The sequence below is a fragment of the Fibrobacter sp. UWH6 genome, assembly GCF_900142465.1.
In the GTDB taxonomy this organism is placed as follows: Bacteria; Fibrobacterota; Fibrobacteria; order Fibrobacterales; family Fibrobacteraceae; genus Fibrobacter.
This window is the reverse complement of record NZ_FRAX01000001.1, coordinates 191,930-216,584: the sequence shown is the minus strand read 5'-3', so window position 1 is coordinate 216,584 and position 24,655 is coordinate 191,930. Positions and strand designations below refer to the sequence as shown.

Here is a 24,655-nt window from a genome sequence, read left to right as displayed (position 1 = left end):
ATTTTGGGCATGAAAACCGCCGAAATCCACTTTTTGCCAGACGAAATCATCAATAAAATCGCTGCAGGTGAAGTTATTGAGCGTCCGGCATCCGCTGTAAAGGAACTCATCGAGAACGCAATTGATGCGGGAGCCACCCGTATTCAAGTCACTATCGAAGAAGGCGGAAAGAAAAAAATCCAGGTTTCGGACAACGGGAAGGGCATGAGCAGCGCCGACCTGGACATCTGCTACCTGAGGCATACTACATCTAAACTAAACAATGCCGACGATCTTTTTCATCTAAGAACAAACGGTTTCCGAGGCGAAGCCGTGGCTTCAATCGCCGCCATTTCTAAGCTGACAATCACCAGCGCCACAGACGATGGCGAAAGCGGACGTCTCATTCTTAAAGGAGGCGAACTGGTAGAAAAACAGGATATTCAGGCAAGTCGCGGAACAACCTTCCTGGTAGAAGATCTTTTTTACAACACTCCAGTCCGTCGAACGTTCCTGAGTAGCGAAACTTCAGAAAGCACTCGAATTTTTGACGTCATCCTTAAGACAGCGATCGCCCACCCGGAGATCCGCTTCGATTATAAGGTTGGAGGCAAATCCGTATTTACAGGCGTCCCCGGAGAGCTCCGAAGCAGAATCGCCGAAGCCATCGGTTCTAAAATTGCAAAGGCGCTGCTCCCCGTGGACTACACCGAAGCAGGCATCCACGTCACAGGCTTTGTCTCCCCCACGACCGAAACAAACGGCAAGCGCAACAACCAGTATTTGTTCATCCGCAACCGCCCCATCGAAAGCAAGATGGTCAGCAAGGCGGTTACCCAGTCCTACGAGCCTTACGGTGCCCAGTGCAAACCTGTATCGGTACTCTTCCTGGACATGCCCGACATGGAGTTCGACGTAAACGTTCACCCGGCCAAGCGAGAAGTCCGCTTTGCCAACGGGAACCTAGTCTTTCTGGTCGTCCTCCACGCCATCCGCGAAACGTTCAAGCAGGACATGGAAGCAAATTCCCCGTTTATCGACTTGAGCGATGAAATGAGTTCGCCCGCCCCCGCAGCGTCTTCGTTTGCGGAGACTGCGGCACCGACCAGTTCCTTTGCCCCTCCCTTACAGTTTGCGGCACCTGTCAGCGAACCCACACCCCCTACAAGTTTCAAGGATCCTGGCCCTAAGCAGCCTTACACGCCCTCTTACACGCCCCCTTCGTTCAGCAAGTCCTGGATTTCTCCTAAGCCGGTAAAGCAACAGCGCGAAGACGACTTGAACCAGGACTTGTTCAGCACCCCCGAAGCAGGAAAGGTCATCTCCCTGGAAACAGAGAAGAAGGCCGAGGTCAAGGCTCCTCCCGTCTGGAATCCCCCTGCCTTTTTCCAGATCGCCAACACCTACATTGCCGGCGAAGACGTCAACGGTTTGCTCATCATCGACCAGCATGCCGCCCATTCCCGCATCCTGTACGAACAGGCTCTGGAGACTTTGCGAAACGGTTCCGCCCTGGACAGCCAGGAACTTCTGTTCCCGGAACATCTGGAACTCAGCAAGATCGAGGCCCAGGTTCTCAGTTCTGTCGAAAGCCAGTTCCAGCAGTTGGGCTTTTACATCGAACACTTTGGCGGAGACACTTACCAGATCCGTTCTATCCCCAGCGCATTGCCGCTGTCACGAGCCATCAAGGCGGTACGAGACTTTCTGGACAGCATCGACGGCAACAGCGAAGGCGACATGGTAAAGGTGCAAGACATTATCGCCAAGGCCTGGGCAAAGACCAACGCCTACCAGGCAGGAGACAAGTTGAAACCAGAAGAAATGGCCACATTGATGGGCCAGCTCATGACCACCGACGAACCGTTGAAATCCCCCTACGGAACGCCGACCCTGATGCGTTTGACATTAGAAGAACTGAGCAAGAAATTCAGACATTAACTGTTCTGACGACAGTCCTTCAGACAAATTATTCCGCAATTCTGATTCCAGTTTTGCGGATTTTTTTTCGCGTAATGACATGGCCGACTTTAAGGCTTCGGCGGCCTGTTCGTAAGACGAATCATTCCAACGGTACTTTATAAATTCAGCAGTACTCGCTTGCGATAAAACAATATTAGGGAGAGAAAAATAGGACGTCCTGACAAGACGTTTCCCTAGGGCATAGGTCAATGCATCCGGCTTGGTACAGACGACCAGGGGAACCCCGGACAAGGCAAGTTCCAAGGTAGCCGTTCCCGGAGCAGAAATCGCCCCCTGGGAATTTCTATAGAAAGCACACCGTTCCTGGGGCAGAGAGGGAGCCTCGACCACCTGAATCCAGGAGGGAACCTTTCCGTGGAAATAACGGTTTAGGCAGTCTTGAATAAGGGCCACCAAACTTTTTCGGGCCGCGACGAAAGCAAAATTTTGATCCTGGAACTTCGATGCAATCTTCAGGAAAACAGGAATATTGCGCAGAGTCTGCCCCTTACGGCTACCCGGCATCAGCAGGATTTTTTCGTGAAGATTTTTTTGTTCGGAAGAGTTCGTCACTTCTTCATGGGTGGATTCTGCAAAAGGGTGTCGCAAACGAGAAACGGAGCATCCTTCCATCTCATAAGGGGCTTTCTCAAATTCAAAAAACACAGCCAGTCGTGTCTGAGGAACAACCGCCAACTGCTTGGCACGTTTCGCCTTCCAGGCCCACACCTGGGGCGGCGCCACATAAAGGCTTGGTTTTCCGAGACGCCCCGCCAGCTGGACTAGCTTCATGTTGAACCCGGGATAGTCAATGGCCACCAGCCCCTTGCAGGCAGGATTAGCCAACACCGTTTCCAGAGTCTTATAGTCTCGACGAAGTTTCAGATACTTAGGAAGCACATCGCCAAAACCGGATACCGGCAAATCCTCATATTCCACAAGAGCGCGCAGACCCGCCCCTTGCATGCGGGGGCCACCTGAGCCCAAGGCATCAAACTGATGCGCCCCTTTTTTGAAAAAGGCAGAGACTAGGCTTTCACCAATGCAGTCTCCAGAATCTTCACCCGCACAAAAGAGGATGTACGGTTTACCTTCTTGCATTGCTAGAAACCCACACCTTGATAGCGCCGAGTTCTTTACGAAGTTTTCCAAGAAGTTCCGGAGAATAAACCACCTTGCTCTTTTTAAGAGCAAGCACATGCACGTTGCCAGATTCAGATTCCACATGACAAATCAGGTCACAACCCCGTTCTCCTTCTTCTACGAAGGGGGCGTTACGTTCCATCAAGTCCTGCAGTTTCTCGGCAAATTCTTCATCCACCATGTTCGAGAGAATGGCCATATGGATGTATTTCACCATATCGAAGCGGACACGATCCAACTGAATGACTTCCTGCACAACAAGCTGGAGGCCATCAGACATTCGTTGCGGTTCCAGGGAGCCTTTCATCAGAACGCGGTCATCGATGGTCACGGTATCGCGGAACTGTTCCCACATATCCTTCTTGAAGAAGACATCCAGGTCTCCGTGGAAATCCTGAATGGTGCCAACACCAATGGTATCGCCCTTCTTCGTTTCGATGGACTTCAACTTGATGACCACACCGCCAACGGCCACGGCGGCATCACCCACATGATGGCTCAGCTCATCTTCAGCCAGGGAACAGGTGCTAAAGCCCTGAAGTTCCGGACGGAATTCATCCAGCGGGTGGCCCGACAGGAACAAGCCCAGAATATCCCGTTCCTTGTTGAGCATTTCCATGGCGGTCCATTCTTCCGCTTCTTCAAGAACTTCGGCGGAACTATCCATAGCCGGTTCGCCACCGCCCATATCGAACAGGGAAATCTGACCGCGGTCACGGTCTTCCTGCTTTTTCGCAGCCACGTCCATAGCTTTGTCTACAGAGGCCATCAAGGCGGCGCGGCTTCCAGGGAAATCGTCCAACGCACCAGCCATCACAAGGCTTTCAATCAGGCGTTTGTTCATGGGCGGGCGTTTTTCTTTCTGGGAAGCCTGATATTCTACAACGCGTTTGCAGAAACTGAACAGATCGGTATACTTGCCGCCACGTTCACGTTCTGCAACGATGTCTTCCACAACAGCGGAACCCACATTGCGGATACCTGCAAGGCCAAATAAAATTTGACCTTTTTCATTAGCGATAAATTCACCCACAGAAGCGTTGATATTAGGCGAAACCACTTCAATATCCAGGCGTTTACATTCCAAAATGATGGTCACGATATCTTCGGTCTTACCCATCTTGGAAGTCATGGATGCGGCCATGTATTCGGGGCCGTAATGGGTCTTCAGGTAAGCGGTCTGATAGGCAACGTAAGCGTAGGCAGCAGCATGGCTCTTGTTAAAGGCGTATCCGCAGAAGGGAAGCACGGCGTTCCAGACCTTCTGAATCATGGCCTTGTCGTAGCCCTTGTTAACGCACTTTTCGAAGAATTCCGGTTCAAGTTTAGCCATCTTCTCGGGCATCTTCTTGGCCATGATACGGCGGATATTGTCAGCGCCACCCAGCGTGTAGCCACCCAGAATCTGGGCAAGCTTCATCACCTGTTCCTGATACACGATAACGCCGTAAGTTTCACCCAGAACTTCTTCCAAGTCCGGATGGTAACAGTCGATTTCTTCGTTACCCAGCTTACGGGCAATAAAGTGGGGAATCTGATCGATAGGGCCCGGACGATACAGGGCGTTCATAGCGATCAAGTCACCGATACGGTTGGGCTTCAGTTCACGGAGGTATTTCTGCATACCCGGAGATTCGAACTGGAACACCGTAGTGGTCATACCCTTACTCAAAAGGTCGAAGGTCGCCTTGTCATCCAGAGGGATATGGCTCATGTCCACTTCAATCTGGCGATTCTGCTTGACCATTCGGACCGTATCCTGAATGATGGACAAGTTGATCAGACCAAGGAAGTCCATTTTCAGAAGGCCGATGTCTTCTGCGTAATGCTTATCGTACATCACCACCGGAGTATCTTCGGGGGCGGCGCGATAAAGGGGAGCCAAGTTATAAATGGGGGTCGGCGTAATCACAACGCCGCAAGCGTGAACGCCTGTCTGACGGGGCAAATCTTCCAACATCAGAGCCGTATCCCAAAGGGTCTGATACATGGCGCGGGACTTGATCAGAGCCTGCAGCGGTTCCGGGCTATAATCATCTTCCAGGTTGTTACCCTTCTTGTCCTTACCGGTCCAGGCTTGCTTCAAACTGAAGTTCAAAGTACGCTGGGGGAACAGTTTCGTAACCGCCTTGGCATCGGCAGGAGCAATTCCAAGAACACGGGCCACGTCCGTAATTACCGCCTTGGACTTCAGCATACCGTAAGTAATAATCTGGCCCACGCATTCCTTGCCGTACTTCTGGGTCACGTAATCAATCACGCGGCCACGGTCACGGTCGGCAAAGTCCGTATCGATATCGGGCATGGACACACGTTCCGGATTCAGGAATCGTTCAAAGAGCAAGTCAAACTTTAGAGGGTCAATGTCCGTAATACCGATGATGTAGGTAACAAGAGAACCTGCAGCAGAACCACGACCCGGGCCCACGGGAATACCGTTGTTACGGGCCCAGTTAATGAAGTCCCACACAATGAGCAGGTAGCCAGCCACGTTCATGTTTCGGATACAGTTCAGCTCCTTGTACATACGGGCGCCCACGTCCGTCGTATGTTCGGGGAACTTGAAATTTTCTTCGGGGAAGCGCCACTTCAAGAAGCCATTACAAAGATGGATGATATAAATGTCAGAGTCAGAGCCCGGCTTACACCAGCGATGAACAGCCTTGTCCCAAGCCTTGTTATCATCTTCGTTAAAGAATTCGGGAGCCGACAGACGATCAATTTCAGCCTTGTCATCATCAGTTAGAGCGTCAGGTTCGATTCCCTTTTCGGCACAATACTGTTCCTGGACTTTTTTCTTCTTGTCCTTGATGACGCCCTTCAATTCGCGTTCACGAACTACGGGATATTCCGCATCGTATTCGGCTTTCATGATGGCCTTGATGTTCTGATATTCTTCACCTTCCAGGAAGTCCTTGGGAATGGCAAATCGAGGCCAGAATTCATCACCGATACCGGTCTTGACGGTATAGTTACAACGTTCTGCAATCTTTACGGTATTTTCGATGGCACCGGGAATATGGCCAAACTTGGCCACCATTTCTTCTTCGGTCTGATAGTAGAATCCATCGGTAGGGAATCTCTTGTCACCGGCATCATTCAAAGTCGTCTTTGTAGAAATGCAACGAAGGATTTTATGAGCCTGGGCATCTTCCTTGTTGATGTAGTGGACATCACCTACGGCCACAACCTCACGGCCTAATTCATTTGCCAGCTGAACCGTAAAATCGTTTACCAATTTTTGTTGAGGAACACCGTTATCGCACACCCCGAAATACAGATGGTCGTGATCGAAAATCTTATCGAGACTTTCCATGTATTCGCGGGCAACGGAATTACGACCTGCGGCAACACTTTGACCGTACTTACTGAAAAAGTCACCTGCGATGGCAATGATACCTTCCTTGAACTCTTCCACCGTCTCTAGGGGAACAGAAGGAATTTCAGCCCAGCGGTCACCATCTTCGTAACGGTAACTGACGATACGGAGCAGGTTATAATACCCTTTTTCATTTTCAACCAGAAGGGTCAGGCGTTCATATGTCAGGTTATCCTTGCTGGTTGCGCTGGGGGTATCAATATAGACATGGCATCCGTACAGAGTTTTCAGAGGAGGCTGGCCGTCACCCTTGCGTTTTTTGTTAAGCCCCTGTCCACGAGTCTGGAATTCCAGAATACCAAACATGGCACCATGGTCGGTAAGGGCGATAGCCGGTGCGTTATCTTTTGCTGCGGCAGCAAGAATATCATCAAGACGGGCAGATGCCTGAAGAACAGAAAATTCGGAATGGGTCTGAAGATGTACAAAAGCCATAGCCGCAATATAAAAAAAGCAGCCTCCCCTTTCGCGAAGGAATTCGCCGAATATTACTATCTTTAAAACTATGAAAAGAGCATTGATTACAGGTATTACTGGCCAGGATGGCTCCTATTTGGCGGAGTTTCTTTTGGAGAAAGGCTACGAAGTCTTCGGTTTAGTCCGTCGCAAGAGCAAACTGGACTTTAACAACGCCGAGCACCTCCAGGGTAAGGTAACGTTTATCTTCGGTGATATGACCGATTCCGCCTCCCTGCTGAGAGCCATGGAAATCGCCAAGCCCGACGAAATCTACAATCTGGCAGCACAGTCCTTCGTGACTACATCCTGGGAAACGCCCCTCTCTACCGCAGACATCAATGCCATCGGTGTTACAAAGCTTCTGGAAGCGGTACGTCTGTGCAAGCCCGACACCCGCGTGTACCAGGCAAGCACCAGCGAAATGTTCGGAAAGGTCCAGGCCATTCCGCAAAACGAAGAAACGCCGTTCTACCCCCGCAGCCCTTATGGCGTATCCAAGCTGTACGGACACTGGATTATCAAGAACTACCGCGAAAGCTACGGAATGTTCGCCTGCTCCGGCATTCTCTTCAACCACGAATCCGAACGCCGCGGAGCCGAATTCGTAACCCGTAAGATTACCATCGCCGTTGCCAAGATCAAGGCAGGCCTTCAGGATTGCGTCGAATTGGGCAATATGGACGCCAGCCGCGACTGGGGTCATTCCGCAGACTATGTACGCGCCATGTGGCTTATGCTCCAGCAGCCCACTGCAGACGACTTCGTCGTTTCTTCGGGCGTAACTCATACGGTTCGCGAATTTGTGACTATGGCCTTCAAGGCTGCCGGTATGGAATTGACCTGGCACGGACAGGGCGTCGACGAATTCGCCACCCGCAAAGACAACGGCAAGGTCGTGGTCAAGGTCAACCCTCAGTTCTTCCGCCCCGCAGAAGTAGACCTTCTCATCGGCGATTCCAGCAAGGCCCGCAAGGTTCTCGGTTGGAAACCCGAAATCAGCTACGAAGACCTGGTTTCCCGCATGGTCGCAAGCGACATCAAGCTTTTGGCCGAAGGTAAAATTTAATGGGCAGGGCTCTCATTGTCGGAGCAGCAGGTTTCGTGGGCAAATACCTGACCCGCGAACTGGAAGAAGCCGGGCACACTGTTTTTCCAACGGACATGCCCGAAATCAACCTTCTTGACAAGGCCAGCCTAGAAGCTGCCATCCGCAAGAGCAATCCCGACTACATCGTAAACTTGGCCGCCATCAGTTCTGTTGGTGCCTCCTGGAAAAATCCGACCTTGACAATGGACGTCAATGTTAAAGGTACGCTGTACTTGTTGGAAGCAATCCAGGAACTGGCCCCCCACGCCAAGACCCTCCTGATCGGAAGCGCCGAGGAATACGCCCAACAGGAATCCCCCCTCAAGGAAAGCGATTCCCTGCAGGCATCAAACCCCTATGGAATTTCCAAGATTGCCCAGGAAAATTTTGCAGACCTTTTTCGCAAGAAATACGGAATGCAGATTATCTGTACCCGTTCCTTTAACCACACTGGCGTAGGACAGGTAGAAGCCTTCGCCATTCCTAGCTTCGTCGGACAGGCTGCCCGCATCGAAAAAAGCGGCCGGGAAGGAACCATCAAGGTGGGCAACCTAAGCGCCTACAGAGATTTTTCCGATGTCCGCGACGTGGTTCGAACCTACCGTCTGCTTCTTGAAAACAAGAACGAATTCCACACCTATAACGTGGGGTCCGGAAAGGCCCATAAGGTCGAGGACTTGCTACAGACCATCGTGAGTTTTGCAACGGTCAAGATCAACGTAGAACAGGATCCCGAAAGGATGCGCCCCGTCGACATGCCCTACCAATGTGCGGATAACAGCCGCATTGTAAACGCAGGCTACTGGCGCGGCACTCCCATCCAAGAAACTTTGAAGTGGATGTTTGACAATGAAAGAAATGCCTAAAATCGCAATTGACGCACGCATGGTCAGCCGTTCCGGCATTGGCACCTGCATTCAGCATTGGCTGAAGGACGTCGGCTACAAAATCGCTCTGGGCGACCCCAAGGAACTTGCAGAATATCCTGAAGTTCCAAAGCACATCCCTTTCATCAGCGGCATTTACGGGTACAAGGAACAGTTGAAGTTCCCCTATTGCAAACTTCGCCGTGAAAAGCCAGACGTCCTGCACATTCCCCATTGCAATGTGCCCCTGTTCTACCGCGGCAAAATGATGGTCACCATTCACGATTTGACCCACCTGGTCTATCCAGAATTCCTGCCCTCAAAAATTGTCCACCTCTACTTTAAATTTATTTTCTGGTTTGTCTGCAAGCGCGCCAACCGTATCATTGTCGATTCCGAAAGCACAAAGAACGACCTGGTCCGTTTCTACAACGCAGACACAAGCAAGATTACTAAGGTTCTTCTGGCAGCCGGTAAGGAATTCATCCGCAAGCCCAAGGAAGACGTGGAATACCTTTACGAAAAGTTCAACATTCCCCGCGACAAGAAGATTCTCCTGTATGTAGGCAACCTTCTTCCTCACAAGAATTTGAACGGACTCCTTGACGGTTTCGCCCAGATGAAGGGCAAGGAAGATTGCCGTCTCGTTCTCGTAGGCAAGGCCTTTGCCGGGCGCACCAACGCCACCAAGGAATCTGACTTGGGAATCGCTGACCTGACAATTCACGCAGGCATGGTAAGCCAGGACGACCTGGTAAATCTGTACAACCTGGCAGACCTTTTTGTGCTCCCCTCCCTGTATGAAGGTTTCGGCCTTCCCGTTCTGGAGGCATTCGCCTGCGGTACTCCGGTCGCCTGTTCCAACACATCTTCGCTGCCTGAAGTTGGCGGTGACGTGGCCACCTATTTTGACCCCAAGGATCCTTCCAGCGTAGCACAGGCTCTCGAAAAATCCATTGACTCCAAGGGAATGTTTGACGACAAGATTGATGCCTGGGTGAGCCAGTTTACCTGGGAAAAGAGCGCCAGGGAACTTGCAGAAATTGCCGCAGAAGTCGCAGGGAAATAATCCATGCAGAGCCAATCCAACCTAAAGAAAAAACTGCTGAACCTGCTGAAGGTCGTTGTAAGTGTGGGCGGCCTTGGCTTTATCTTTTACAAGGTTCCCTTCGCAAAGGTCTGCAGCCATTGGACGGAACAGGCTCTCCCCTGGATTGGACTTATCCTGATCTGCACCGTTTTTAGCATGGCAATCCAAGCCAACCGATGGCGTTGTCTGCTTCTTGACGAAGGCAAGAAAGTCCCCTTCAGAATTTTTTACGGTTACATCGCCCTGGGCTATTTCTTCAACAACTTGCTTCCCAGCGGATTTGGCGGGGATGCCGTAAAGACAATCGCCTTCGGCAAGCGTTTCGGCAACACGGCAAATTCCGTCGCCGCCGTCGTCATATCGAGAGTGATGGGGCTTTTGGCCATGTTCCTCTGCTTCTTCGCCATGTTCCCCTTTGTCATTACCAGACTGCAAATTCCCGCCATTTACACGGGAGCGGTTTGCGGAGTGGCCCTCCTCAGCATCCTGATCATTACGGCCGGGCTATTTTCAGACAAAATAAAGATTCCCGACACACTAGGCCAGAAGATTCCATTCCTCCTGAAACTGCAAAACGCCTTCAGCATTTACCGCGGTTACAAGAAAGCCTTCATCCTTTCGGGTGTGGATTCCATCTGGCTGCAGATTTCTTCGATTCTAATCCACTACGCCTACTTCCAGGCCGTAGGCTCCCCTGTTGACTTGGCCACCATAACCATATTCATGACCATCACCATAACGGTTTCCATGTTGCCCATTTCCATCAATGGGATAGGACTTCGCGAAAGTGTGAACGTCAGCCTGTTTACAGGTCTGCTGGGAATTCCCGCAGACATCGTCCTGGCCGCGGCCCTGATCGGCTACATCCCCATGATTTTCCAGGCCGTGCAGGGGGCTGTAGCATTTGCAGTCCTCAAAGGGAACAAATAATCGCGCCGGAGGCGCCTGGTTTTATAACTCGTAATTCATAACAAAGCAAAAAAGTCCTGGTATTTCACCAGGACTTTTTGCTTAAGCTTTAGGGTGGAAGTTAGTTCCAGTTTTCGGCCTTCAGGTCACGGCCCCAAATTTCGTCGAAAACTTCCTTCACGGTCTTGCCACCAAAGAGCAAGTCGTAAACAGCATTCACGATAGGCATTTCGACGCCAAGCTTGTCGGCCAGAGCCTTGGTGCTACGGCAAGTGGGGACGCCTTCGGCAATCATCTTCATGCCGCCGAGAACCTGATCAATAGTTTCTCCCTTACCGATGTGTTCACCCACATAACGGTTACGGCTATGCTGAGAAAGGCAAGTCACAATCAAGTCACCCATACCGGCAAGGCCAGCGAAGGTTTCGGGATTGGCACCCATGGCACGACCCAGGCGGCACATTTCTGCCTGACCGCGAGTGAGGAGGGCTGCACGAGTATTGTCGCCAGCGCCAACACCATAAAGCACACCAGAAGCGATGGCAATCACGTTCTTCACGGAACCGCAAAGTTCCACACCGATAATATCGGTAGAGGTGTACACGCGGAGGTAGGAGCAGCTCATAGCCTTCTGCACCAGCTTTGCAGACTCTTCGCTAGTAGAAGCGGCAACGATTGCAGTCAGCACATGGCGGCTAACTTCTTCGGCGTGAGACGGACCGCTAAAGGCAACCATCTTGTCGTCGGTGAGCCAAGGAACATTTTCAAGAAGGACTTCGCTCATGAGCTGATTGGTACCTTCGAGAATACCCTTGGTAGCGCAAACCACCACCGGTTCCTTACCCTTTTCAGGGGTCCACTGACCAAGATTCTTGGCAACACCGCCCATGAACTGGGAAGGCACCACGATCATCACCATTTCTGCGCCTTCGAGGGCGGCATTCATGTCGGTGGTATACTTAAAGTCAGCGGGGAAAATTACACCGGGAAGCTTATCCTTGTACTGATGTTCAGTAGAAAGCAGATCGACTTCAGCCTGGGAATTGGTCCAAAAAGTAATGTCGTTCTTATTTTCGTAAATCACCTGGCCCAGGGTAAGACCCCAGCCGCCGGTACCCAAAACTGTAACTTTCATAATAAAAACCTCGTTTACAAAACAATCTACAAAATTAACGTTTATTGTTTGGGAGTCTTGCGCTTGCTACCAAAACCGTTTTCGGTACCATTCATCAAACGTTTGATGTTGGACTTATGCTTTACAATCACAAAGACAGCAACAATCACGGCAAGAATCATCTGACCGAGATTGATGGATTCCAGATAATGTTCGGGAACCAGGTAGCCGTACACAGACAGAAGACCCAGAACGGCGCAGCCGCCAATGCTCCCCACAGACACATACTTTGTAGAGAAGGTCAGGATAATCCAGGTGGCAAAACCGATAAGCACGGTAATGGGGCTAATGGCAAGGAACACACCCAGTGCAGCCAGAACACCCTTACCGCCGCGGAAACCGGCAAAACAAGTGAAGCTATGGCCAAGAATCACCAGAAGACCAGCAACCAGGGGAACCCAGCTAGACCAGTCGGCACCACCGGCTTCAACCTGGGCCTTGCACATGAGAGCGGCAATGAAAGGTCCAAAGAAACCCTTCAGCAAGTCCATGAACACAACCGGCAGGGCGGGCTTCCAGCCCAAGACGCGGAATGTATTTGTAAGGCCGGCATTCTTCGATCCGTATTCGCGGATATCGAAGTCCTTACCTTTCGCGATTTTTGCGATCCATATGGCGCTGGGTATCGACCCCAGCAAGTACGCTATTGGAAGACTCAGTAAACTGTTCAAGTTCTTCATCCTTTCTAAGGGTTAATTTCATATCGAAGTTCAAACGGAGAGGAGCGCCTTGCAGCTGGAATTCCTCAAAGAACTTCTTCATCAGGTAGCGCTTGTAAGACTCGGCCACCAAATCAGGGGTGCGGGTCTCGATAGCGATTACAGGGGGTTCCACCATGATCTGGCAGGCACGGGTCAGCTGAACCGTACGGGCGTTCTGGCTAGGCACCGGATTTTCTTCGATGAACTTAGCGAAAGCCTGGGCAACATTGTCGCGGCCAAGAACTCGGCGGCAGTTGGCATACACGGTCTGGATAGCCTGAATGACGCGGTTGATGCGCTGGCCTTCCTTGGCACTGATAGAGAGAATGGGAACGTATTCCAGCATGGGTTCGCGTTCCATCATTTCCTTAACCATGTGGTCAAAGGACTTTTCGGTCTTGTTGGGGAGAATGTCCCACTTGTTCAGCAACAGGACCAGGCCCTTGCCAGCCTTGCGAATTTCGGTGATGATGCGGAAATCCTGAATTTCGAGACCGCGGGTGCAGTCCACCATCAGCACAGACACGTCGGAACGGCGAATGCTTTCCAGAGTGCGCATGTTACTGAAGATTTCCACTTCGTCGTCGACCTTGGCCTTCTTGCGGAGGCCAGCGGTGTCGGTAACAACAAACTTCTTGCCATCTACAACAAAGTCGCAGTCAATGGAATCGCGGGTGGTACCCGGAATATCGCTGACCACGGCACGTTCTTCGTTCAGCAGGCGGTTGAGCAAGGTGCTCTTGCCGGCGTTGGGTCGACCGAGAATGGCAAACTTGATGGGGCGTTCTTCACGACGTTCACCGCGAACCGGAGTCGGAAGCACAGCGATGATTTCATCGAGAAGGGAAAGGCAGGCGTAACCGGTCAGGGCACTGATAGTGCGGGGCTGACCAAAACCCAGCTTCAGGAATTCATAGCTTTCCTGACGGTCGCCACCGTTTTCGCTCTTGTTGGCCACAAGAATCACCTTCTTGTCCAGCTTGCGGATCAGGCGTGCGAACTGCTGGTCCAGCTTGGTAATGCCCACACGGACATCCACCATGAACAGCACCAAGTCGGATTCATTGACTGCATTAAAAATCTGGGTGCGGACGCTATCGGCCAGCACATCGATGGTGTCGTCGGGCAGGAATCCGCCAGTATCCACCACGGTAAATTCATGACCCTTGAAACGGGCATTCTGGTAATGACGGTCGCGGGTGACGCCATCACGGTCACTAACCACGGCGGCACGACGGCCGAGAATGCGGTTAAACAGGGAGGACTTGCCTACGTTGGGGCGTCCAATAATACATACGATAGGTAACTTCATTATGGGGGAAAATATAGAATATTTATGCGCCTGTCTTAAGGTACTACAATGCCAATATGGCCTTCACCACCCCCACATCCGCAGGAAGCCAATCCAGACCATGAAGCTCCTGGGGCCCCAACCAACGAGACGCTTGGTGTTCTAATAAAGTAACACTTCCATTCACAATGGAACAGAAATAGCAATGCATGGTCAAGTGAAATTTAGGGTAATCATATTCCACCGTGGTAATGAACTGCCCCACCTCCACATCAACGGCCAGTTCCTCTTTTAGCTCTCGGGCCAAGGCCTGCTCAGGAGTTTCGCCAGGTTCCATTTTTCCACCCGGGAATTCCCACCCGCCCTTTTGATCGCCGTAGCCACGCTGGGTTGCAAAGAACTTTTTCGTCCCGGCGGATTCGTCGCAAATAACACCGGCCACAACTTCTATTGTTTTCATGAGAAAAATGTAATAAAGGTCAATCCTTTACGCAACGGACATTGGAGACATCGCCTTCACGTAGAACTGAGCCAAAGTGAAGAGACGTTCGTTGAGAAGCAAAAACCGCTCGCCAAACGTGATTGGGAACGTCATTTGTTCGAATCGAAGAATCCAATGTTGACGTCAAAAAGTACGCATACAAGCCATCATCCCTTCTCTTGGCGAGAGATGGTTGCATATTAAAACCGCAATCATCATACCCATTAGCAGAGTCTCCAGGGTTCAAAGGAATCCAGCCAGACACACTTTTCAAATGCAAGGCGGCATTCCCTGATCCATCAACACTTTTCCCAAGAATCTGCCATTCATCCATAGATGGCAAATGCCAGCCAAGTGGGCAGCTTGCACTGTCATACAGGTAAAAACGCCCCACAGTATTACAGCCATCCTCTTCAAAGTAGCATACGCTCCATGCCTCAGTCTTGTAATTCAGATTCTCGGCCATCCACACCTGGTCTCCGATGGTCGTGTACTTGTAAACGCGGCCGTCGCGTTCGTCGGTGAAAGTGCCGCGGTTCGGCATGCCATAGGCGTTCGTGCCGATGTCGGGGCACACCTTCTCGGCGCTCCATGCCTCGTCGGAGTCAGTGAGGCAAGAAGAGAAAAACAGTGCCAGCAAGGCGAACAAAAGCGAAGCCATTACCTTTTTCATAAGAGTTTCCTTTTTTCAGTTTCCTAGAATTCAAACAACTTATCCGGAAACTTGGCGGAGCTGCGGAGCGCGAGGATTTTCGTTACCACCTTCGTCTCGATACCCGAAACCATCACGGAGACCACCATGGATTTCAGGTTATTCTCGGAATCGTAGGCGAACGTCGTATGCACGGACTTTTCTGCATCATCGTTTTCAAGCTTTTCGATGCGTTTTTTCTGGGAATTGTAGTAAAGCGCACCCTCGGCACCCTCGATCTTGTATAAGTTTTCGGACACTCTCACCGGGGATTTCCATTCGCCGGCGTCGAGGGGGTTGAAGTTCGTGTACTTCTGGGCCTCCAAAGCCTCTCCGTTGTACGGCAAAATCTGGAACTTATTCGTGTTCAAGTCAATGACCTTCATACGAGAGCCGTTTACGATGCTGCGCTGGTTCATGAACGACGTCTTCATCTCGGTGTAGGTCTTGGAACGGCCCTTCTGAACCATGTAAATGGAAACCACCTGCCTGCCGGCGTGTTCACCGTGGTGCGGATGCTCATTTCCACAGAATCCTGCGAGAGGGCGCGGGACTTAAGGTCGGCACGCACCTGGTCAAGGGTAAGAGCGAAGGAGGAAACGGAAAAAAGAAGGATGGATAGCAAAAATTTTGGCATGATCAATCCTTGAGGCAACGGATGGAGATAAAATTATGCGATGTAAAAGCCATATTCCCAAATTCCATAATCATATTCCACGCATAAAGTTCGTTTTTAGCCGTCGTTGTTGCAAATGCAGATGTAATTGAAAATCGCTGCATTGCGCCATTCATAAAAAGGTATCCATTAAGTGGCACCGAATAGCCACAAGAATTATCTGGCCTTTTATACCATTTTTTCGTTTCCGAATCAAGTCTATCATAGGATTCTTCTTCTAAAAGTCTCAACTCATCATTTTGAACAGATTCCATCAAAACTTCCCATTCTGCTTTGGACGGCACACGCCACCCCTGCGGACATATCGTATCCAACAGAACCCTGTCCAAGAACCCCTCCTTTTCCCCATTTTCATAAAGGTTATAATACCTCCCAAATCGTTCGCAGAATTCGTCGGCGATGCATTCGTTTGTTGTGCAGGTGGTGTTCATGCGTTGGCCGATTTCGGCGAGCTTGGATGTATCTTCAACACATACTGTATCACCAATATCATCAAACTGAAAACGCTGTTTCCAATAACACGTCTTTTTGCCATAACACATGCTGTACGGATAAGGCAGTTCGTACTTTAAATTTTCGGCCATCCACACCTGGTCTCCGATGGTCGTGTACTTGTAAACGCGGCCGTCGCGTTCGTCGGTGAAAGTGCCGCGGTTCGGCATGCCGTAGGCGTTCGTGCCGATGTCGGGGCACACCTTCTCGGCGCTCCAGCTTTCACCCTCGTCGTCGAATATGCAAGAGGTAAGGGAAAAGGCCGCAAGCAAAATTGAGAATAGACAAACCAACTTAAGTTTCATCTCGATCCATCTTTTTTTATTTGAAAATCTGCCAGTTGAGAATCACGTTGCCGTTGCGCAGCACCAGGTAGCCGCCCTGCTTGAGTTTGTCGGCAGGGATCACCACCATGTGGGTGCCCTCGCCCCACTTGCCTTCGAACAGTTTCGCCTGCGGGGCGCCGACTGCATTCTCAATTTCAAGGGTGTAGTAGCCCTCGGCGTCGATTTCCACATAGACTACGTCGCCCACGCGGGTCACGCGGCTCTCCGAAACATTTTTCACTACCACGCTGTCCGCAAATCGGGGCTGCGGAACGCCGCCGTAGAGCAGGTTCCCGTTCCTGTCGAGCACCACTATGGAGTCGGCCACGGCAAAATCCCTGCCCAGGCCATGGTGCGACGGGTCGTCATTTGCATTGAATCCGTCACCCCAGTCGGAGTTGTGCAAAGCGAACTTCGCGCCATTGCCGAACGCATTGCGTTCACCCGGATTCAAGACAACATTTTTATACATAAACGAAATGTAGTAAAGGTCGCCGCCGGCCGCAACATGGGATGCCTTCGCGAAGGTGGTATCGTAGTATTCCGGGTCGGCCACGTCGCCCTGGGCATCGCGATAGTAATACAGGACTTCGAAACCATCGACAGCGACGGTGCCGTCATTTTCGACAACTACCTGCACCTCGTTCCTCCTGTTCAGCTCCCAAGACAAATCTTTGGCAAGAACACGCACCGAGGGCTTAGGCCGTTCGGCGGTTTTTCCGTCGTCATGGCAGCTCCAGTCGTTCAGCAGCCCGCCATCTTCGTCAAGGAGCGCCACCCCCTTCGCCAGCACATACCCACTCTCGGCCCCCTGCTCGTACGAAGGGTCGTCCAGGATGTTCCAGGGCTGATAATAGTCGGCACGGTGCAGGCCAAGCTGGAGCTCCCCCTTGCAATCTACGAGGAACTGAGCGCCTTCAAGCTTTACATGCTCGACATCGGACTCCTGGGAGCCATGGTAAATACCGAAGCGTCACAGGTTCTTATCGACGACAGTGTATTTACGGAATACAAGGGCGGCGTAACGGAGCAGTTTATTTATCAGCAAATCAAGTGCGAACTAAACACTCCGACATACTACCACACAACCGATGATTCCAGACTTGAGGTGGACTTTATCGTTCAATACAAAGGGAAAATGCTTCCTATCGAAGTGAAGGCCGGCAGAAATGTTCGCGCCAACTCATTGAGCATGCTCCTCGCAAAAACTCCAGACATGCGAGCCGTACGTTTTTCCATGTTGCCATACAAACAGCAAAGCCAACTGACAAACATTCCCTTATACGCAGCTCCGATTATGGAGTAAAAAAGAAAGCCCCAAGGAAAAAGATCCCTGGGGCGTTTATTTTAAGGTTTTACTTCGCTAGGCCTAGGCTTGGCGGCCCATCTTCAGTGGGTGCCTAGTTAGAGTCCCGGAGACAACGAACAGAGAATCCATTATCCACGCTACATCCCTCAATATTTGGCTCCGCGACATCAACAAACAGATTCAAACGATAGGCTTCGCCGCCATCAGCCGTAGAAGACCAAAAGTTGGCGTTGTTGCCAAGGTTGTTGAACTTCTTGTTGTTGCTGTTGTAGTTGCCAGCAGGGAGAGCGGAACCACAAGCCGTTTGAACGCAGTCGCTATTAAGAGGTTGCAGAAGGTTGCAATCGCCGAACAAATCCAGTTGACCTTGCAAGATTCCACCGCCGTTTTTCTACTCGCCCTCACACAAAACGTGTTTTAGGCAAGCGGACTGCTGGACTCTGAAACGGGACACTCCGGCAAACCTTGATTTACCGGATTCCGCCCTAAAAGGTTTTGAAGTTTGACTATAGCCTGATTTACAAAAATCCACTGCTTCTCGGTGACCTGCTTTAAATCCAGAAGCAAACGCAGCCGGATTTGCAACGTAACCAAAAATCGTTCAAGGCGAACGTATTCAAATGCAATTTTTGACTGGACGACACATTGCAAGTCGGCCAGAACAGATACACATTCCTCCCGCAATTTATCTCCCAGACCGAACTTAAAATTTCGATGAAACTTGCTAGTTAAACGACAAAGGTACAATGTGAGGTCATAGAACTCACGGTAGATGACAAAGAGCTTTTTCAAGGGAACGACTGTTTCCACAGTTGAAGAAAGCTTTGAAACATTCGTGGAGGCATTGCCTACAGACTGAACAATACCGGTTTTCCAGGCATCGTACGATTCTAATTCTGGCAAGCCACTGATTTCTATATGCCGATCATCGGAAATAATTTTCCACTCGTAGCCGGCATCCTGAGCCTCGGCCCTCAAACCATCAAGAACAGAATCAGGGAAGCCGAGATACACGACATCGGCACCGATTTTCTTCACGAACTTATGGTGAACCTTGTACTCACGGAGAAATTTTACAAAACGGAATGCGGACCTTTCGTACGCCTGGAAAAACTTACGATCACGAATCAAGTGAATGCTTGATTCGTTGTCGCTTTCCACGGTGTAAATTTCGTCTATAAGCAATATTTATAACCAAACAAAAAATTTCTCCCCGAAGAACTTTCGCAGCTGCGCTGCGTTGTTCTTCGGGGAGTTTCAAGGCTTTGCTTCGCTAAGCCTTGGCTAGGCTTCCCACCTTCGGTGGAAGCCTAGTTAGAGTCCTGGAGACAACGCACCGAGTAGCCGCCGAGCTTCTCGCTGCGGTCGTAGACGCCCGCGTGGCGGTCATTGATGTTCAGGAAGTTGGCGTAGGCGCTGTTGAATCTGTGCTCCGTAGAAGACCAAAAGCTGGCGTAGTCGCCAAGGTTGATGAACCGCTTGAGGCTGCTGCTGTAGTCGCCAGCAGGGAGAGCGGAAAAACCGAACTCATCAGCTCCGTTTTCCCAACTAGCAGCACGCAAATTTTCACGTCGTTCCTTACTTGAAGATCCAACATTACTCAAAAGAGTCTCAAATTCCTCCGTACTGGGCAAGTGCCAGCCGGTTGGACAAGCAGCCTTTGCGTCCTCCCAAGCGTACAGGCGACCATATTTTTTGCAATTGGAGAGTTTATTGTCATAACACATGCTGCCGCTGGTCTTATAGTTCAAGTTTTCTGCCATCCATACTTGGTCGCCGATTTTCACGGTCTTGTATGTTTTGCCATCGCGGGAATCCTTCATGGTTCCCGCCATAGAAAATGTAGCTAACAAGACTACGGTCACAAGAATTTTTCCCATAATCATTTCTTTTTTCATTTTTTCTCCGTTTAGATTTAAGGACTTTTGCCATTTCCTTAATACAGTTTAACTTCGCAAATGAGTTCTTCTACGTTCACAAATTCACCGAACAATTTGCTACATACATTTTTGAAAGCGGCACCTCTAAAGGTCATTTCAATCTTTCGGTTACTTTCAAAACCAGCAACGAACATTTTGACTAGTGGAGATTCTTGATCTAGAACGAATTTCGTTTTTGAATCAAGCATAAGAGCTGATGTTTTGTCACCTTTCACAAAGTAATTCAAACAACGTTCATTATTTTTCTCAGTGATTCTATGCAAATAATTTTCACAGCCCAGAATTTCAAATTCAAACTGCATCCCCATAGAAATAGATTTCACAACACATACAATGCCAAACCGCATTTGCGAAAGCATTAAAGAACAAAGCCTTTTCACTTCCTCTGGGGTTACATTGAAATTAGACTTGTCCAAGTTACAGTCATCCATTTCTTGTATTTTTTCAAGCCAATATTCTACAATGCTGCAATCTCCAAATTCCATTGCACACTCGCTCTCCTTTCCGTAATCAGAGAGTCTTTTTCCAACTTCTTTTTCATAAGTGCTCAATCGAATCTTTGCACTGTTTTCACTTTTTTCCTTCCACTTATCATAGGAAGAATCCGATGTTTTATAGTAATGATACAGGACAAACCATGTCGCACCCATACTACTAAGTTTATCTCCTCCAACAAAATTGAAGGAATGTTTTTCTTTGGTTATTGTCATGACATTCACCTTTTATTTTTCCAATCTCGTTCCTTTCCACATATCCGCATTCCAGCTCTGCGGATAGAGAATTTCCTTCAATTCATTTTCGGTTGCGTCACCCCAGACCTGAGGGATTCCACCGCAGTACGCACGAACATTCTCGGCACCGAAAATGGATATTACACTTTCTATAGCCTTAGCCCCATACGCATCGGCTTCCTTTTCGTAACGATGGGCATCTGCATAACATTTCAGTTCTTCGCCATACATCCATCGTTTTTCACCTTTATACCCCACAACCACGCTACAATACGCCTTTTCTTCGGAGTTTATTCGGCAACGAATGGCCTCTGTAAAAGTCTGTATCCACACAACATCATCTACAGGCAAGGAGTACCCCAGCAGAACCACATGCCGGCATTTTTCAAGGCCCACGCGAACTTCGCGCTGGACTTCTTCAAGGAACGATGTCGGCGTTCCCTTGATCATGGTCTGCATAATCATGGGCGAATTACTGGCAAAAGTCTTTGCCCCACAGGAAACACACTCTAGGGCATCCGATTGCAATGATTCGTTACGCCAGCGTTTTTCGTTTTCTGTGCGGTTAAAATTATCGTTTTCAAACAGAGGCACAGGCAAAGGTGGGTTCAAATGTTTTGAGCCATAGCCCCACTCGTCGCCAAGGTAATACATCATACGCCCGCAGGCGGGGCATTCACGCCAGTTGGAACTGCCGTGGGCAAAAAAGAACTTGCCTATACGCCCAACAGGTGACCCGGAAGCCTTGCATTCATTCTGCCTAAAGGCAACCACTTCGTCGTAGGAATAGGAGAACTTTTCGGACTTTCGATCTTCTGGTTTACTTGAAATTTTTCGGCTCTTGGTCTGGAATCCAAAATCCAGCCACTGCTCCACCTTTTGAGCCGTCTTCAAATACTTATCAAAGTGGTTCACTTCGCGGTTCGCATTGAACAGGAGCCACATGAAAACGGTTTCGAAATTGAAGGAGACAAAAGAGGTACTGAACTGGTAAAATTCGCGGCTTGTCAGGTCCGGGTATTTTTCGGCAAAAGCAAAACTTTCCTTTTGCATCAGGCGAGCGAATGTTTCTGCAAACTTTTTGTAGCTAGAAAACATCTCAGCCTTTTCGCCTTCTGCAAGATTTTTCCAAGATTTTGCGAAAAGGATTACCGTAAAACAGATAACGCAGGCGTACGCCCCCTTAAGCCTGCTGTAGTCTATGACAATTTCATCCTTATCGCCGATCGCCGCACGAACCTTGATGCCCTGCTTGGCGTTCATCTTTTTATCGAGCAGGGTATAGACATCACGAATCAGGTTGTCGTTTCCTTCGTCACAAGGGCAAATGGAAATGATCTGCTTAAGGGCCAGCCAGTCGTATGAATGGCGAAGTTCCAGAATCCTTTTTTTCAGGATTTCGTCTGGTGGAGTTACACCTGCGGAACCATAGGCCCTGCGCGCTGCGGCTAGCTCACCATTTGTAATTTCTAGCCAGCAATCTTCGTCTGTTTTGTCGTCCCCAAGCAGAATAAGAAAATCTTCAAGGCGATTCAGGTCGTTTTGCGCAAAATCATTCGTGAAATTCGCCAGGCTCTTACGACCACCGAATTTTGATAATTCTCGAAAAAATTTTGTTTGTTCACTGGTTTGGGGCATGCCAAGCAAGGCCGAAGCTCCGGCACCAATAAAAACGAGGGTCTCCGACCATGTAGAAGGCTGGCTCATAAGGCTAGATGAGGGTGATGGAGATTATCTTGGCTTCTATTTTTTCACAACCAGAAGTACCTGCAGTAGATTTAGACTTTGAGGGAGGTTCTTCAAATTTCAGGCGTACTTTTGTGTTTGATATTTTTGCTTGAATGAGCGATTGCGCAATTCCGTAACAAATGGTCGTCTTAAAATTCAAATCGTTCTTCACATTCAATAAAACAGTCTGTTTGCCACTCTCAATTTTTCCATCATCACAAGATTCATTTTTTTCCAGCATTTTTTCAGGGCAAAACACATTATACTCGTCGCTACCCTGTTTTAACAGATAGCCTTCCGTTCCCTTTACCTTAAGGGACGATACACAACCATTCACAGCCAAACCAACTTCTTGAATAACACATTCAATTTGATAAGCCATACAAACCTCATCTTTTTATTTACTTACACCTAAATGTAAACAAAAAAAAACAATGTCAAGTATTTTTGCCAAAAACGGCAAAAAACTTGAAAATTTTGGTAATCTTTCACGGAGAAATGCGGTTCTCCGCTTCATTTTGACACTTTGTGACAAGAATTTGTGTGTACATTTGATTGCGGCGAAATTCGCGCAGATTTCAAACCGATTTCTGATTTTTAGATAAGCAAAACTGATGCACAAAGCCGTCGCTTTTCAGCATGTAGCGACAGGAGGAACGATGAGTACACATGTAATGCACTTGACACTTTGTATCCGATTAGATACATTTGGGAGGGTAAGATGTTTTCAATAGAGAAAACTGAAACTTTCTCTAAATGGTACGCGAACCTTAAGGACAATCAGGCAAAGCAGAGAATATTCTCTCGATTATTGAGAGTTGAACTAGGAAATCTTGGTGATGTCAAAAACATTGGCGACGGGATATCCGAAATGCGATTCGATGTTGGACCTGGATATAGGCTCTACTACGCCATACGGGGACAGGTTGTAATCATTCTCCTATGTGGTGGAGACAAATCAACACAACGGCGAGACATTGAAAAGGCAAAGGAAATGTGGAGGACGATTCAAAATGAAAACAAGTAAGCTGGATTTATCAGAGCTTTTGGATAACGAGGAGGTTATCGCGGGAGTCATCAGCGACGCATTGCAGTCAAACGACAGCACCGTTTTGTTGAGGACCATTGGATACGTAGCCAAAGCTCGCGGCATCGCACAAATTGCAAAAGCAACAGGCCTCGGCAGAGAAAGTCTTTACAAGGCGCTGAATGAAGATGCTCACCCCCGTTTTGACACCATTTTACGCGTATTGAACGCACTAAATGTTCAAATGATCGCGGTTCCTAAAGTTCCTACAAAGAGAAAGGTTACCCGCAAACTTGCCGTGGCCGAAAAGAAAGCCGCTTACAAAGCTTAGGCAAATGTTTCGCCGAACTTAAACCATTTTTTGATAAATAAAACCGTAGCACAAAACCGTCGCTTTTCAGCATGTAGCGACAGGAGGCTAAATGACCAAAATACCGCTCGCAGATAGTACCATTATGGTACTTTTATATCTATATTTTCATTGTAACAGATTCTTCTGCTTTTGAGGAGGCATTCTGAATGGAACACCTCGGCAAAGCACACTATGACAACCGACGCTGACACAACTCTTTGGCAAGATGTATATCATTCAGTCGACACAAAAGCAGATGGTTCTTGCGTAAAGTTGTACATCAAAATTCAAATAACAAAAAATGGAAACGGAGTTGTCATTTCGTTCAAGGAGCTATAAATGATTATCAAAGAATGTCCCATTTGCAGCGCAAAAGTGAACCGAAAAAAAGTAAAAGAAACCTACACCTACAAGGGTAAATCCATCACAGTAAACAACCTTCCAATTTTCCATTGTACCGGATGTGGAGAGGAATTCATTGACGAGGAACGCGTCGGTCCCATCAACAAAAAGCTAGATGCTCTCTACAGGGAAGCGGAGGGCTTATTGCAGCCCCAGGAAATCGTAGAAATTCGCAAGAAGTTCGGTTACTCCCAGGAAGAATTTGCAGAAATCGTAGGTGGCGGACCGAAGGCCTTTGCCAAGTATGAAAAAGGAACCGTAACACAGAGCCGCTCCATGGACAACCTGCTTCGCATCCTGCGGGATTCCACAGACGCCATGGCCATTCTAACAAGTCAAAAAGCCCTCTGCGCCTGCGAAGCCCAAAGTACTTATCAGGCAAAAAAAGACAAGAGTTCGTCCTGTTCAAAAACATCTCGTTCGTGAAGTTCACTGTTTTTTTCTAAATTTGCCCGCATTA

Annotated in this window: 26 protein-coding genes; 10 read left to right on the top strand and 16 right to left on the bottom strand. The window is 49.2% G+C overall.

Features of this window, described 5'->3' with window-relative positions:
• Positions 1–9 precede the first annotated feature (9 nt).
• Complete coding sequence (gene mutL / locus BUB73_RS00925) at positions 10–1,920, top strand: DNA mismatch repair endonuclease MutL (protein ID WP_073155991.1); 1,911 nt, start codon at positions 10–12, stop codon at positions 1,918–1,920.
• Here mutL and BUB73_RS00920 read toward each other — a convergent pair.
• Both BUB73_RS00920 and dnaE read right to left on the bottom strand, forming a co-directional pair.
• The gene (locus BUB73_RS00920; protein WP_073282950.1) at positions 1,888–3,042 is read right to left on the bottom strand and encodes a lipid-A-disaccharide synthase; all 1,155 of its coding nucleotides are present in this window, start codon (positions 3,040–3,042) and stop codon (positions 1,888–1,890) included. The two genes, mutL and BUB73_RS00920, sit on opposite strands and share 33 nt — an antisense overlap.
• A complete protein-coding gene (gene dnaE / locus BUB73_RS00915; RefSeq protein ID WP_073234126.1) occupies positions 3,029–6,898 on the bottom strand; it encodes a DNA polymerase III subunit alpha in 3,870 nt (1,289 codons plus the stop codon). Before dnaE ends, BUB73_RS00920 begins: the two co-directional genes overlap by 14 nt.
• Positions 6,899–6,968: 70 nt before the next feature.
• Between dnaE and gmd the strand changes: the two genes are divergently transcribed.
• The 4 genes from gmd to BUB73_RS00895 are packed head-to-tail and all read left to right on the top strand — an operon-like array spanning position 6,969 to position 10,895.
• A complete protein-coding gene (gene gmd, locus BUB73_RS00910) occupies positions 6,969–7,988 on the top strand; it encodes a GDP-mannose 4,6-dehydratase (RefSeq protein ID WP_073155982.1) in 1,020 nt (339 codons plus the stop codon).
• Positions 7,988–8,875 carry a GDP-mannose 4,6-dehydratase gene (locus BUB73_RS00905; RefSeq protein ID WP_073282947.1) on the top strand — a complete coding sequence of 296 codons (888 nt, stop codon included), beginning with the start codon at positions 7,988–7,990 and terminating at the stop codon, positions 8,873–8,875. The genes gmd and BUB73_RS00905 overlap by 1 nt, the downstream gene beginning before the upstream one ends.
• Entirely contained in the window at positions 8,859–9,944 is a 1,086-nt protein-coding gene (locus BUB73_RS00900) for a glycosyltransferase family 4 protein (protein WP_073155976.1), read from the top strand. Before BUB73_RS00905 ends, BUB73_RS00900 begins: the two co-directional genes overlap by 17 nt.
• 3 nt (positions 9,945–9,947) lie before the next feature.
• Positions 9,948–10,895 carry a lysylphosphatidylglycerol synthase transmembrane domain-containing protein gene (locus BUB73_RS00895; protein ID WP_073155973.1) on the top strand — a complete coding sequence of 316 codons (948 nt, stop codon included), beginning with the start codon at positions 9,948–9,950 and terminating at the stop codon, positions 10,893–10,895.
• A gap of 100 nt (positions 10,896–10,995) precedes the next feature.
• Here the strand turns inward: BUB73_RS00895 and BUB73_RS00890 are convergent, their stop codons facing one another.
• From BUB73_RS00890 to BUB73_RS17520, 8 genes are all read right to left on the bottom strand, one after another.
• Complete coding sequence (locus tag BUB73_RS00890) at positions 10,996–12,009, bottom strand: NAD(P)H-dependent glycerol-3-phosphate dehydrogenase (protein WP_073155970.1); 1,014 nt, start codon at positions 12,007–12,009, stop codon at positions 10,996–10,998.
• A gap of 41 nt (positions 12,010–12,050) precedes the next feature.
• A complete protein-coding gene (plsY, locus tag BUB73_RS00885; protein WP_158535408.1) occupies positions 12,051–12,686 on the bottom strand; it encodes a glycerol-3-phosphate 1-O-acyltransferase PlsY in 636 nt (211 codons plus the stop codon).
• Positions 12,634–14,061, bottom strand: coding sequence for a ribosome biogenesis GTPase Der (der, locus tag BUB73_RS00880; protein ID WP_073282944.1), 1,428 nt, complete (start codon positions 14,059–14,061; stop codon positions 12,634–12,636). Before der ends, plsY begins: the two co-directional genes overlap by 53 nt.
• 43 nt (positions 14,062–14,104) lie before the next feature.
• Positions 14,105–14,500 (bottom strand): (deoxy)nucleoside triphosphate pyrophosphohydrolase, encoded by a 396-nt coding sequence (locus BUB73_RS00875; protein ID WP_073282942.1) that lies wholly within the window; start codon positions 14,498–14,500, stop codon positions 14,105–14,107.
• A 19-nt stretch (positions 14,501–14,519) separates the two neighbouring features.
• Positions 14,520–15,194, bottom strand: a complete 675-nt coding sequence (locus BUB73_RS00870) for an FISUMP domain-containing protein (RefSeq protein ID WP_073282939.1) — start codon at positions 15,192–15,194, stop codon at positions 14,520–14,522.
• A 23-nt stretch (positions 15,195–15,217) separates the two neighbouring features.
• Positions 15,218–15,697 carry a hypothetical protein gene (locus BUB73_RS00865; RefSeq protein WP_073282936.1) on the bottom strand — a complete coding sequence of 160 codons (480 nt, stop codon included), beginning with the start codon at positions 15,695–15,697 and terminating at the stop codon, positions 15,218–15,220.
• Positions 15,698–15,851: 154 nt separating this feature from the next.
• Positions 15,852–16,685, bottom strand: coding sequence for an FISUMP domain-containing protein (locus tag BUB73_RS00860; RefSeq protein WP_073282933.1), 834 nt, complete (start codon positions 16,683–16,685; stop codon positions 15,852–15,854).
• A gap of 16 nt (positions 16,686–16,701) precedes the next feature.
• Positions 16,702–17,499, bottom strand: a complete 798-nt coding sequence (locus tag BUB73_RS17520) for a hypothetical protein (RefSeq protein WP_217650907.1) — start codon at positions 17,497–17,499, stop codon at positions 16,702–16,704.
• 72 nt (positions 17,500–17,571) lie between these two features.
• On the opposite strand from BUB73_RS17520, the gene BUB73_RS17515 reads away from it, so the two are divergent.
• A complete protein-coding gene (locus BUB73_RS17515) occupies positions 17,572–18,012 on the top strand; it encodes a DUF4143 domain-containing protein (RefSeq protein ID WP_217650906.1) in 441 nt (146 codons plus the stop codon).
• A 94-nt stretch (positions 18,013–18,106) separates the two neighbouring features.
• On the opposite strand, the gene BUB73_RS00845 is transcribed toward BUB73_RS17515, so the two are convergent.
• From BUB73_RS00845 to BUB73_RS00820, 6 genes are all read right to left on the bottom strand, one after another.
• Positions 18,107–18,388 carry a fibrobacter succinogenes major paralogous domain-containing protein gene (locus tag BUB73_RS00845; RefSeq protein ID WP_158535409.1) on the bottom strand — a complete coding sequence of 94 codons (282 nt, stop codon included), beginning with the start codon at positions 18,386–18,388 and terminating at the stop codon, positions 18,107–18,109.
• A 44-nt stretch (positions 18,389–18,432) separates the two neighbouring features.
• Positions 18,433–19,200: a four helix bundle protein gene (locus tag BUB73_RS00840; protein ID WP_073282922.1), complete on the bottom strand. Its 768-nt coding sequence runs from the start codon at positions 19,198–19,200 to the stop codon at positions 18,433–18,435.
• A 125-nt stretch (positions 19,201–19,325) separates the two neighbouring features.
• On the bottom strand, positions 19,326–19,913 hold the full coding sequence (locus BUB73_RS00835) for a fibrobacter succinogenes major paralogous domain-containing protein (protein ID WP_083539587.1): 588 nt from the start codon (positions 19,911–19,913) through the stop codon (positions 19,326–19,328).
• Positions 19,914–19,951: 38 nt separating this feature from the next.
• Entirely contained in the window at positions 19,952–20,665 is a 714-nt protein-coding gene (locus tag BUB73_RS00830) for a hypothetical protein (protein ID WP_073282919.1), read from the bottom strand.
• Between the two features lie 12 nt (positions 20,666–20,677).
• A complete protein-coding gene (locus BUB73_RS00825; protein WP_073282916.1) occupies positions 20,678–22,393 on the bottom strand; it encodes a hypothetical protein in 1,716 nt (571 codons plus the stop codon).
• 4 nt (positions 22,394–22,397) lie between these two features.
• Complete coding sequence (locus tag BUB73_RS00820; RefSeq protein ID WP_073282914.1) at positions 22,398–22,796, bottom strand: hypothetical protein; 399 nt, start codon at positions 22,794–22,796, stop codon at positions 22,398–22,400.
• 339 nt (positions 22,797–23,135) lie between these two features.
• On the opposite strand from BUB73_RS00820, the gene BUB73_RS00815 reads away from it, so the two are divergent.
• The 4 genes from BUB73_RS00815 (at position 23,136) to BUB73_RS00800 (ending at position 24,621) form a co-directional block, all read left to right on the top strand.
• Positions 23,136–23,441, top strand: coding sequence for a type II toxin-antitoxin system RelE/ParE family toxin (locus tag BUB73_RS00815; RefSeq protein WP_073283151.1), 306 nt, complete (start codon positions 23,136–23,138; stop codon positions 23,439–23,441).
• Positions 23,428–23,772 carry an addiction module antidote protein gene (locus BUB73_RS00810; protein WP_073234160.1) on the top strand — a complete coding sequence of 115 codons (345 nt, stop codon included), beginning with the start codon at positions 23,428–23,430 and terminating at the stop codon, positions 23,770–23,772. The genes BUB73_RS00815 and BUB73_RS00810 overlap by 14 nt, the downstream gene beginning before the upstream one ends.
• A gap of 213 nt (positions 23,773–23,985) precedes the next feature.
• Positions 23,986–24,132, top strand: a complete 147-nt coding sequence (locus tag BUB73_RS17910) for a type II toxin-antitoxin system MqsR family toxin (protein WP_083538078.1) — start codon at positions 23,986–23,988, stop codon at positions 24,130–24,132.
• Positions 24,133–24,621 (top strand): type II toxin-antitoxin system MqsA family antitoxin, encoded by a 489-nt coding sequence (locus BUB73_RS00800; protein ID WP_073282911.1) that lies wholly within the window; start codon positions 24,133–24,135, stop codon positions 24,619–24,621.
• The last annotated feature ends 34 nt before the right edge of the window (positions 24,622–24,655 follow it).